Genomic DNA, 11,454 nt, shown 5'->3' on the forward strand with positions numbered 1-11,454 from the left:
GATTATGTTCTACGGTAAATGCAAAATTACGATTATACAGCGCGTGTAAACGCTCTTTAATATTAGGTAACCCCACGCCACCTACTCGACTTAACTGCCCATCACTGATATCGGCACCGGGTCCGTTATCGGCAACATCCAGTAATAAATCGTTGCCAAACCGGCTGGCCACAATCGATAACCGACCGTTTTCCTGTAGTTTGGAAATGGCGTGCTTGATGGCGTTTTCAACAATGGGTTGCAGGATCATGCTGGGCACCATGGCATTTTCACAGTCTTCCTCAATGTCCCAGGTTACTTCCAACCGCTCGCCGAATCGCACTTTTTCTATTTCTAAATACAATCGTAACGCTTTGATTTCCTGACCTAAAGGTACTTTTTTAATCGGGTCGTTGTCTAGCGAATATCGCAAAAAATCACTCAGCCTCGACACCATGGCTTCAGCGGTGTCGTTCTCTTTCATTAAAATAAGGGTAGATATGGCGTTGAGCGTATTAAACAAAAAATGTGGATTTAACTGATAGCGCAACATTTTAAGGTGTGCCTGGTGCGCCATGGTACTGGCTTTCAATGCATTTTGCTTTTCGCGTTGCAGCATCTCAAAGTTTTTAATCCCGAAATACAGACCACTCCAACAGCCAATCATAATCATACTGTCGATAGTATTACTGAAATACATATACCAGGCTTCAGGACGGAAACCGTGCTTGTATATCTCCCAGTAATTTACGTTTTTAACTACCGCCCAAATCAATGCAACCGCATACGTAGACAGCAGTACAGTAAACAACAACCTGGGGACGTTTTGTTTGCGGGCCCAGCGATAAATGTAACGCAGCGGAATGGTAAGGATCCAGCCAGCGTATGAATTAAGAATGATGATAAACAGGAAGATGGGTCGTACTTCATGTAAAAACGAACCAATGTAATACACCACAGCGAAACCGGCCCATCCAACGGTGTGTAACACCCAGAAAAGTCGTTCGTTGTTTTCAAATAAACGCTGCCACTTCAGCACTAAGGTACCATTATTTAAATTCATCAGCATGCATTATACGTGGAATCAATAAATCAAAGACGGGGTTAATCGCGAATGGGCATTGCTTTATCGCACATCGTAACAACAATAGCTATTGTTCTGAAGTAGTAGGTGGTTGCGGCAGATATGGCCTGCCGCTCAAAATGCATTAGTAACCAATATTCATGCGCTTTAACCAGCCGCCCCATACCCAGGCCGGGCCAACGAGTAAAAACTTGAGGTCGGTAAAAAATGACGGGCGCTTGCCTTCAATAGCATGGCCAACAAATTGCAGGATCCACATCACTACAAACACCGCCACACTCATTTGCCATACCGGTATGTCTGACGAGGCAATTTGCTCGATCACCAGAAAACAGGCAATGGTAAGGAGTGTCATGGCTGCGCCAATCGGCCCAGACAATAAAAAGTAATAATACAACACTGGCAATACCAGTAAGTGGGCAAAATTAATGTTGTACTGCGCAACCCATTCCGGCACTGGAATTGACCACACCAATCCAATCACAGAAAAATAAATCAGCGGAACGGCCAATTGATGAATCAGTTTATTGGTACGGTTCTGATGGCTCTCAGCGTATTCGTTAAATAATCGTTCGATATCTCGCATGTTGTCCCCGTATAACAGAAGTGATGTCTGCAGGGTATTGCGTTTACCTTCAACGACTACCCCTTACCACCCTATCCTAAATCTCTACGATGAATCGATTCAACAATTTTTTAACAATTTCTGCATCAGATGAAAATTGGATGCCATAAAAACACTTTGATTGGGTAACGCTAATGTTCTTAACCACGCCTTTGCATACCAGGTCTTTTTCATCGGCGATCATCAATTTAACCGCTTTGCCACTTTCCAACTGAGGAAAATCCGGCGATGCGTCACAGACACATCGGCACCCCTGTTGAGACACGTCGAGGATCATACTTCGAATGGCGATATCCTGTTCCCCTTCAGACACACTGAGTTGCGCCTGAATCCCCGGCGTCCAGCGTTTGTGTTTGCGCAGCGCTAAACTTTGTAAGCTTACCGGGAAATCTACAAACAACAGAGATGAAGGATGGGTAATTACCTTTAACACCTCAGCTCTGAATGCAATGACCTTACCTTGTTCACCTTCCAACACATATCGCACCACCACTTCGTTTTCAGGCACAAGAATATCGCGCAGATAGCCCCATTTAGACTCACTGGGTACCTGAAAAATCATACTGGTAGGCAGATCAATACCCACATACTGGGTTTTCACCCGCTTGGGGGCGGTAGGCGTAGAAATTTGCAAATCAACCGTAGTTCCGGGACGTAATGACAGTAAACTGTCCAGATCGGCACTGCTTAATTGTCTATTTGGTTGTTTTGCCATGATTAAACACTGAAATCACTTTTGATATCGCTATATAATCATATTTTATGCGTTTAACAAACCCTTACCCAACATCTGGTGCTAATCATTATGATTTTGCACCAGACAGGAGAAACTGATCCATGGCTTCGCATTTCACCGGTATCGACTATACACTCAGTGTCGACTCTATCAGCCAACACGTGTTTCTGGTTACCATGTCAGTACCCGCCCTTAGCCAGCCGGTTGTCACGGTGTCGTTGCCCACCTGGATCCCGGGTAGCTATATGGTACGAGACTTTGCGCGCAATGTTATTACCATTGAAGGCCATCACCTTAATCAAAACCTTATCAGCGTAATACCAACAGACAAACAAACCTGGCAGGTACAGGCTGATGGTAAGGCATTCACCCTCACCTACAAGGTATACGCCTTCGATTTATCCGTAAGAAGCGCGTTTATTAATGACGAGTATGCCTTCTGTAACGGCACCAGCGTGTTTCTGAAGGTTGAAGGCGCTGAGACATTACCTTGCAAGGTAATGATGCGTGCCCCCGCCTCCAAGCCTCACTGGCGCATTGAAACGGCGATGGAAAAACAGGCTGAGGGGATTTACCTGTGCAGTGATTATGATGAACTGATCGATCACCCTATATTTATAGGAGAATGCACGTACGAAAGCTTTGTGGTTCAGGGGGTAGAGTTTGTGCTGTTGTTCAGCGGCAATACCCGCTACGACATGGCGCGGATGTGCACTGATCTCACCAAAGTGTGTAAGCATCACCTCAATTTATTCGGACAGCCCGCCCCCATCAAACGTTATATATTTATGACGCTAATTGCAGAACAAGGCTTCGGCGGACTGGAGCACCGCAGCTCCACAGCATTGTTATACCCGCGATTTGACCTGCCACTGGCGGGCGAACCTGCGCAATTGAACGACAGCTACGTAAACTTTATTAGTTTGTGCAGCCACGAATTGTTCCATACCTGGCATGTGAAAAGCATTCAACCCGATGTATTAGTGAACGCAGACCTGAGCCAGGAAGTGTATACCGACCAGTTGTGGATTTATGAGGGATTTACCAGCTTTTATGATGACGTGACACTGGCAAGAACCGGCGTGATCCCGCCTCAGCATTACCTCAAAATAGTGGGGCAAAACCAAACCCGCCTGATGCGCAACGTGGGCAGATTCAAACAAAGTATTGCCGAGTCCAGTTTCTACGCATGGACCAAATTTTATAAGCAGGATGCCAGCGCAATTAACAACATTGTGAGTTATTACAATAAAGGCGGCCTGGTTGCGATGGGGTTGGACTTGCTGCTACGCAAGCGCAGCGCAGGCCAGGCAACACTGGATAAACTCATGCAGGCATTGTGGCAGCAATTTGGCCACAATAGGGGCACACCAGCGGATGTGATAGCGCGACTGTGTTTATCGGAATTCAATCTGGATGTGAGTGATTATTTGGCGCGTGTGGCCTATGGCACTGAAGACGTTGAACTGGCCGAATTACTCAAAGACATTGGCGTAAGCGTATCTGAAAATGCAGCGTTGTCGGTGGACGACAAAGGGGGTGAAATGCCCACCAAAGCCACTGCGCGATACAGCTTTGGTGCGACGGTTAAAGCCGCAGATTTTGGCTCGACTATTCTGACCGTTCAGCAAGGTTCTGCTGCCTGTGTAGCCGGTTTGCAAGTGAATGATCGATTAATAGCCATTGACGGATTTGTAGTAAATGTAAAATTGCTCGACCGCATGCTCGCTAGCGAACGCAATGGTGACTTTAGTTTAACCCTGGTGCGCGATGGCCGCTTACTTAACCTGACGATGCCCTTACTGGAAGCACCCAAACAACATACCGCGCTCACTATTACCGACAAACAGGCTTTTGCCGCCTGGCTTGGTTTACACTAACCCTAAACAAACAGGCCGCGATTTGCAGCCTGTTTTATTAATACCAATTCGCATAGTAGCTTACTTTTCAGCGTGCAGGTTCAACGGGGCGGTACTAACAGTGCCGGATCCAATCGTTCGTCATACCAGTTCAACCGCCAGTCTAGGTGTGGCCCGGTTGCACGGCCGGTTGCACCGATCTCACCAATTTTCTGACCCTGCTCTACCCGATCACCCACCGCTACCGTCAATTTGCTTAAATGCAAAAAGGTCGAATTAACGCCAAGTCCGTGATCGATGATCAGGGTGCCACCGGAATAGTATAAATCAGCCTGTGCCAGAGTAATTGTACCGCCTGCGGGTGCTACCACATCAGTACCGGTTGGCGCGCCCACGTCCACACCGTAATGCGGACGCTTTGGTTCACCATTAAAAATGCGCTGACTGCCGTACACGCCAGTAATTGGTCCTTCGGCTGGCCAGATAAACTCAGAAGTAAAGTCCCGCAATTCGGAACGGGCTTTTCGGGCGTTTGCTACCAGCCAGTTATCGTTCTTTATTCGCGCCAATACGCTTTCAGGTGGCGTAACCATGGCCTGAGGCACACCTTCAATGCGTTGAGTTGGATATTCACGCTCAGCCAACACGATGGTTTGGCTTTGTTGTTCACCCGATGGTAGTAACCAACGCAATGTATGGCTAACCTTTGCATCGCGACCAAACCCAATCGCAAAGGCACCATCATCCAAGGTATCTACCGGATTGTCATTCAGCCACACCTTAGTGCCTGAAGGCAGTTTGCCGCGCATCAGACTGCCTTGTGTAGCCTCGCCTTTAAGCACCAACGACCCGGCCTGTGCAGACAAATGTAAACACACCCCAACTAACAGGCAAAACAGGCGTTTAGTCACTAACTCTGGCACCTTTTCCAACGCCTTCGTAAGCCAATACGCAGCAATGGCTACCCGGCTTGCGCAACTTTTGTTGTTGATAGATGTATTGCGCCAGACATTCCACTGTTGAATCCGTGGCAATCACTTCACACTGTGATTCGGGCAATACTATTTCGAAGTAGCCTTGTGTCGCCTCGTAGGCAAAACACACGTGATCCTGATAGCTGGGTAATTTATGTTGCAGTTTCAACTGCCCAGCCGTGATCCTGTCTTCTTCTGAAGCAATGTAAATGTCGCACCAACGATTTGCCCAGTAGGTTTGACTCTCCAGGTCATTTTCGCCATCGGTATAAATATCAACTTTAGAACGGTGACCATGAGCAATACGCTGACAGTTACCATCATGCTTCTTTAGCCCATGGGTATAGTGATAAAACGGCGTATTAATGACTTCAGTGCGCAGCAGAATAGTAAGATTATCTACGTTGTCGGGTAAATGTGTTGCAATCACTTCCCGCAGGTATTCACTTACCGAGTCCATTGTAATAATAGGCGCATAAATAAACGCATAGGCATCCGCAGGACAATACATTTGGATGGCTTTTTGATCTGCCAGCGCAAAATTCACTTCTACATAGTCTGTGTCGTCGTCATGACGAATAGTAGTAGCACTGCACTCTGCAGGTACCAGCAACTTGTGATCAACATAGCTGTCGATGAGTCGCTTTAAGTTTTTCTTTACGATACCGAAATCCTGAACCATGCTCTCTTCGTTCAGCGTGCCATCAAGCAACACATCCACAATCCAGCTTTCACCCACCATGCCGCGCTGCGGGCACAGGTAGGAGAAGTCCATTACGGTTAAGTCATTAACAAATAATTGCATTACGTCTCGTCAGGTTAATTCTTACTTATCAGGTACCCGACTATTCGTCGCCGGGTATTTAATGCAGGCATTATACTCAGTTTTCGCTGGTATGGCCTGCTATTCCTACAGATTTCGCTTTAACTGGTCTTTCAGGTTAGGCGGGATGCCTTTAATGGTTAACGTATCGGTGTCAGGATTATATATTACCCGTTCGCCCAGCAATTTACGTTCAAAGCTCACCGACACACCACCGCCCTGTCCGGTAAACTTGGTAAGTTGTCTTAGCGCAGCCGGATCGGGTTGAATTTCAGGTTCCAGCGGTGATTCAAGTCCAGCGGTAAATGCCGCGAAATTGTGATCGCTGCCTTCATCGGATGGCAATCTCGCTGACAACTCACTTACCCGGATGCTTTCGCCACTGTCGAGTTGTTCTTTAAAATAACTGGTCACCTGCTCGCGGTGGGTGGTTTTTTCTTCTGGATCAAGATTTTCAGAGGCCAGATAGGTTTCTACCGACTGAATCAGCTGTTTGTTTTGCTGCTTCACATCTACTTTTTCTTCACAGCCAACAAATTGCATAAAGAAGTCAGCAACCTTTCTGCCCATCCGCCCTTTGATAAAACTGATGTAGCGCTGCTGCTGTGGTTCAATGCGATACTGGGTTAAATCAATACGCACAGCCAACTGCATTTTGGCCAGGTCCAGGTGCTCCCGGCTGGACAAATCCAGATTTTGACTCACTTCCACGTGCGCCTTGGTATTTAACAGAGTAACTAATAAAAACTGCGTGGCCAGATATTCGTAGTGTACAAACAGCACAAACCCGGTTTCCACCTGGCCGGTATCAACCAGCGATTGCACCAGTAAATTACTGGTGTCTTTCGTGAAAGCAAGATAAGCGCTGCCACTGTCGGCCGGACTGTCTGCATGCGCAGCCTGATAACCCTGCAAAGCAGTAACAAACGTATTTTGCTCGGTTGATTCCGCAAAATGCCCTACACCCTTACCCGGTTTACTCACAAAGGTATGATGTAACTGGTGTCCGAGTTGTTCTAATGCAGAAGTGACCGGCAGGCAACCTTCTCGTGGGATCAGTTGCATTTTGCCGTCGTTATTCACGATAAGCTGATGTACGACAAAATGATGTATCAATATGCTCATGTATTACTGATGTCCAATTCGTTGATTAATGATGCAGTTTTTTGAATGAATGATTGTTATCAGATGCACAACGATTATAATCGCTTTATTGCCAAAACTATGCTTTTTCAAGCGAATTAATCACAAGAGGCGTAAAGTGCCCCAACAAAGCCGATACAGCGATGCCGACTTCGAGCGTCTGATGAACGAAATTATAATGGTACTCGAAAAAGAAGGCGCTGGTCGCGATCTTTCTTTAATGGTACTGGGTAATGTGATCACCCACATTTTTGAACAACAGGTTGCGCCGCATCAACGACGAGCCATGGTTGAACAATTTACCAAAGTACTGACTAAAAGCGTACAGGGAACAGCATAAGCTACCATGATTTTAGCGGAATCTCCACGACGTCAACGCGTTACCAAGCTGGTTAACTGGGGGCACTGGTTCGCGTTAGCCAACATTGTTATCGCCATTATCATTGCCTCTGTTTATGTAGTGTCCTCGCCTGCGCCGGGTACCGGCTTGGGTACGTTTTATTTATTTGCCAACTGGTTTGGTCACATTGGGTTTTTAACCTTTTTTGGGTTTGTGATTTTTATCCTGCCTTTGTGCTATCTGGACGTGTCACAGCACACCATTAAAACCATTGCTTCAGCGGTTTCTGCGCTTGGCCTGGCGGTACTGGCATTTGATGCGTTGCTGTTTAACCGTACGGGATTTCATTTAACACACAGTTCTGCAAACCTGATTAAGTCTGAAGCGGCCAGTGAGTTTTTAACTATCAACTGGCAACAATGGCTGTATTTATTATTGTTGTTTGTGATTTGGCTGGGCTTCCAGCTTATGCTGGCCAATGCGGTTTGGAAGCGCATCGACAGATTAATGACCCATCGTATTGCTCGCCCGGTTGTGAGCTTTTTTGTGGTGTGTTTTGTATCGGGTCATGCCATCCACGTGTGGGCAGATGCACAGCTGTATCAGCCGATTATTAAACAGGACAATATGTTTCCGTTTTCTTATCCGGCAACAGCAAAAACCACCATGTCGCGTTATGGTTTGCTGGATATCGAACGCTATCAGCAGCGCAAACAACTGCAGTTTGAGCCCGACATTCACACGATTGCTTACCCGTCTGCACCTGTGTATTGCGCCATTGATGAAAGTCAGAGTGCACTGCTGCTGGTACAAACTGACCAGGCAAATATTCAAACTGCGGTTAAAAATGCCGACCTGCGCGAAATTGAACAATTCTTTACTCTGGCCAGTTCGCCAGAAGGGTTAATTAGCAGCACCTTGTTTGGTGTGCCGGAATTGTACCAGCAAAGTCTGCTGCAGGAATCGCCGATTATTCTGGCGTTAGCAAAAGCCTATGGTGTTTCGGCGCAGGTTTACGTTGAAGATATTCGTTTCCGGAAAAAGCAATTCCCTGCTGTGGAATTTGCCACTTCCCTTGAGAATAGCGCAGCGCTGACCATTGCTTTTGTGTCAGGAGAAACCATTACATCGTTATTAGCACAACAGGATTTATCCCGCTCGCTGGTGATGGTTGCCACGGGTTATGGCGCGCCAACCGGCAGCCTGTTCACCAATCTGCCGGTAACGGCAAACCTTGCCAGTAACGAAGACTTAACCCCTACGCTGTTGAACGCACTGGGTTGTGCTGCAGACGTGAGCTATTACTCTACCGGGCAAAATTTGCTTGCACCCAAGCGCGATTGGCTGGTGAGTACATCCGGAGAGAAAGTCGTTGTTATATACGGGGATCAACGCATAGAGGTACTGAGCAACGGCAGTTACGACATTACCCAAATCAGTAACAATATGCGCAGCGACCAAGAGTTAAATGTAGATTTACTTAGCCGCGCCATAAAACATTTAACGCGCTTTATGCAGTAACGATTTAACGTACTGATCTTCATTAGAAAAAACGGGACGCTATGCGTCCCGTTTTGGTTTGTATTCTCTTAAAAATGGTTTATTTGGCTGAGTCTTTTTTCACAACGCGGTACGCTGCGCTGTCAAACAAATCATCGCGGCGATGATAACCCAGTTCCCAGTCGATGTTATTTAACGCATAAAAAGACTGACCTGCAAAGTCGACATTGACAGTGAGTCCCGTCGCAGCTACAGCCTGTCCATCTTTAATTTGCGGCGCATAACGCCATTGCTTAACGGCTTCTAACGCACTGTCACCGAAATAGCGGCTACCGTCGATATTCACAATGCTTGCATTAACGACTTCGCCTTTTTCATTTAAATCAAAACTCACCGTTACCGTGGCGTCATCCCGTTTACGGTCGGCTCCATGGGGGTAACCGGGGCTTTGGCGCATTAATGGCAATGGATCCTGATGTTCACTCCAGGGCGTCATCTGCTGAATTTTATCGCTGTGATAAGCCGCCAGTTGGGCATTACCGTTTTGCTCGTAACACGCCGAAAGCATCGCGTGAGCCTGCAAACTCCATGGGTGGCTGTACGCCAGGTGGTTATCCAACGTTGTTGCCACTGTGTTTAAATACAATGCCGCTTTGCTAAAGTCACGACTAGAAAACAACCTTTTACCGAGTATAAATGCCTGATCCAACGTGCGGGTGTCCTGCTCGCCCCAGTGGGTTATTGCTAACGCAAATCCACGCTCAACTATGTTTATCGCACCGGAATTTGCAATCAGCGGTGTATTGGTGCTCAATAACCGGGTAACAACGAGGTAATACAACTGAGCAGCATCATCCGGGTGCGCAGCAGATGCCTCATCAAGGCCATCCAACAGTTCACGTGATATTTGTTTGTACTTGTGTATCGCGGTGGATTGTCTTAAACCGTTATCCGGTGACGTATACAGTTTGGCCAGTTCTAATTTGGCGGCAACCGTACGCAAGTGATGTTTGCCAAACACGCTTTCGCTTTGCTCAACTACGTTGTTAAACTGTTCAATAGCTTGCTCAGTGTTTCCTGCATTGGCATACGCCAGTGCTAAGTTGTAGTTAAGGTTGAGCCGATTTTCTGGTTCCTGAGCATAGGCTGTCTGGCCCTGTTCAAATGCCGCTTTTGCATAAACCAACGCTTGCTGAACATCGCCCTGTGCAGAGGCAATTTGGTATTGTTTGTAACTGTCGGTAACCGATGCACCGTAAGCCTGAGAGAAACAACCGGCAGTAATAAGTGCCAGGCCAACAGCCAGGCGGGATGGGGTAACTTTCATTCCACTACTCCTAAGTGAACAACACATTCATTGCGTAAATTATTTCGTTACTACACAACTAAAGTATAACATGTGAACAAATTGTCAACACTCATCAGACCAATAGCCTATATCTGTGAGTGCGTGATGAGAACAACAGGAGCATAATGAAAGTACACCCGGGCAAGATGCCACCCGGATGTGTTGTTTAGAGAGGTATAAAAACTATGCTTTGCCGAGCAATTCAAAAACGCTGGAGAAATCGCGATCTCCATTTCCTTTTAACTGATGCATGCGGTACAACGCCTGTGCAGCGGCCGCCATGGGCGTAGACGCCCCCACCTGCTGCGCGGCTTCCATCGCCAGACTCAAATCTTTATTCATCAGCTTCACCATAAAGCCGCCCTGATACTGATTACTCGAAGGCACATTATCCATCACATTCGGGCAAGGATTGTATTTTTGCAGGGTCCAGTTACACCCTGAGCTTTGTAGCATAATATCTGACATCACTTTGGGATCCAGCCCATTGGCTATTGCAAGCTGCAGAGCTTCAGAGGTACCGGTCATTAATACCGACAACAACATGTTATTACACAACTTGGCAATTTGCCCTGCGCCCAGACTACCTGCGTGAAACAGATTTGCGCCCATGTGCTTCAGAATAGGTTTAGCGCGCGCAACAGACGCGTCATCGCCGCCCATGATAAAGGTTAGCGTACCGGCTGCAGCGCCAGCCACACCGCCTGAGACCGGAGCATCAATAAACGCAAAGCCAGCATTTACCGCAGCTGCGCCCACCTGCTTAGCACTTTGTGCATCTATGGTGCTGCAATCAATAAACAGTGCACCGGTTTTGGCATGCGCAATCAGGCCATCGTCGCCCAGGTACAGCGATTTAACATGTTGGGCCGCGGGCAGCATGGTTACCACCACGTCGGCATTTTTAACCGCTTCCTGAGGACTACCGGCAGCCATAGCGCCTTTTTCCTCCAGTAATTTAACGGCTTCGGGAACCAGATCGTATACGGTAACGGATTCGCCTTTTCTCACTAAGTTGGCCGCCATCGGGCCACCCATGTTGC

11 protein-coding genes are annotated in these 11,454 nt (G+C 47.2%); 3 read left to right on the forward strand and 8 right to left on the reverse strand.

Features of this window, described 5'->3' with window-relative positions:
- The 3 genes from ACLR2L_RS14655 to ACLR2L_RS14665 all read right to left on the reverse strand — a co-directional run.
- Positions 1–1,048 (reverse strand): sensor histidine kinase (locus ACLR2L_RS14655; protein WP_413369067.1); only part of this gene is annotated, 1,048 nt, incomplete at its 3' end.
- 139 nt (positions 1,049–1,187) lie between these two features.
- Positions 1,188–1,649: a DUF962 domain-containing protein gene (locus ACLR2L_RS14660; protein ID WP_413369069.1), complete on the reverse strand. Its 462-nt coding sequence runs from the start codon at positions 1,647–1,649 to the stop codon at positions 1,188–1,190.
- A 76-nt stretch (positions 1,650–1,725) separates the two neighbouring features.
- Entirely contained in the window at positions 1,726–2,403 is a 678-nt protein-coding gene (locus ACLR2L_RS14665) for a flagellar brake domain-containing protein (RefSeq protein ID WP_413369071.1), read from the reverse strand.
- A 122-nt stretch (positions 2,404–2,525) separates the two neighbouring features.
- On the opposite strand from ACLR2L_RS14665, the gene ACLR2L_RS14670 reads away from it, so the two are divergent.
- Positions 2,526–4,304, forward strand: a complete 1,779-nt coding sequence (locus ACLR2L_RS14670) for a M61 family metallopeptidase (RefSeq protein WP_413369073.1) — start codon at positions 2,526–2,528, stop codon at positions 4,302–4,304.
- A gap of 80 nt (positions 4,305–4,384) precedes the next feature.
- On the opposite strand, the gene ACLR2L_RS14675 is transcribed toward ACLR2L_RS14670, so the two are convergent.
- The 3 genes from ACLR2L_RS14675 to yejK form a co-directional block, all read right to left on the reverse strand.
- The gene (locus ACLR2L_RS14675; protein ID WP_413369085.1) at positions 4,385–5,194 is read right to left on the reverse strand and encodes a M23 family metallopeptidase; all 810 of its coding nucleotides are present in this window, start codon (positions 5,192–5,194) and stop codon (positions 4,385–4,387) included.
- Positions 5,187–6,062 (reverse strand): 6-carboxytetrahydropterin synthase, encoded by an 876-nt coding sequence (locus ACLR2L_RS14680; protein ID WP_413369075.1) that lies wholly within the window; start codon positions 6,060–6,062, stop codon positions 5,187–5,189. The genes ACLR2L_RS14675 and ACLR2L_RS14680 overlap by 8 nt, the downstream gene beginning before the upstream one ends.
- Before the next feature lie 105 nt (positions 6,063–6,167).
- A complete protein-coding gene (yejK, locus tag ACLR2L_RS14685; RefSeq protein ID WP_140956943.1) occupies positions 6,168–7,205 on the reverse strand; it encodes a nucleoid-associated protein YejK in 1,038 nt (345 codons plus the stop codon).
- A 136-nt stretch (positions 7,206–7,341) separates the two neighbouring features.
- Here yejK and ACLR2L_RS14690 point away from each other — a divergent pair, with 136 nt between their 5' ends.
- On the forward strand, positions 7,342–7,563 hold the full coding sequence (locus ACLR2L_RS14690) for a DUF1414 domain-containing protein (protein WP_413369077.1): 222 nt from the start codon (positions 7,342–7,344) through the stop codon (positions 7,561–7,563).
- 6 nt (positions 7,564–7,569) lie between these two features.
- Entirely contained in the window at positions 7,570–9,084 is a 1,515-nt protein-coding gene (locus tag ACLR2L_RS14695) for a DUF3413 domain-containing protein (RefSeq protein ID WP_413369079.1), read from the forward strand.
- A 79-nt stretch (positions 9,085–9,163) separates the two neighbouring features.
- On the opposite strand, the gene ACLR2L_RS14700 is transcribed toward ACLR2L_RS14695, so the two are convergent.
- Both ACLR2L_RS14700 and mmsB read right to left on the reverse strand, forming a co-directional pair.
- Complete coding sequence (locus ACLR2L_RS14700; protein WP_413369081.1) at positions 9,164–10,390, reverse strand: TonB family protein; 1,227 nt, start codon at positions 10,388–10,390, stop codon at positions 9,164–9,166.
- A gap of 204 nt (positions 10,391–10,594) precedes the next feature.
- A partial coding sequence (mmsB, locus tag ACLR2L_RS14705; RefSeq protein ID WP_413369083.1) for a 3-hydroxyisobutyrate dehydrogenase occupies positions 10,595–11,454 on the reverse strand: 860 nt, incomplete at its 5' end.

The sequence above is a fragment of the Alteromonas sp. AMM-1 genome (assembly GCF_047290655.1).
GTDB classification, from domain to species: Bacteria; Pseudomonadota; Gammaproteobacteria; order Enterobacterales; family Alteromonadaceae; genus Alteromonas; species Alteromonas mangrovi.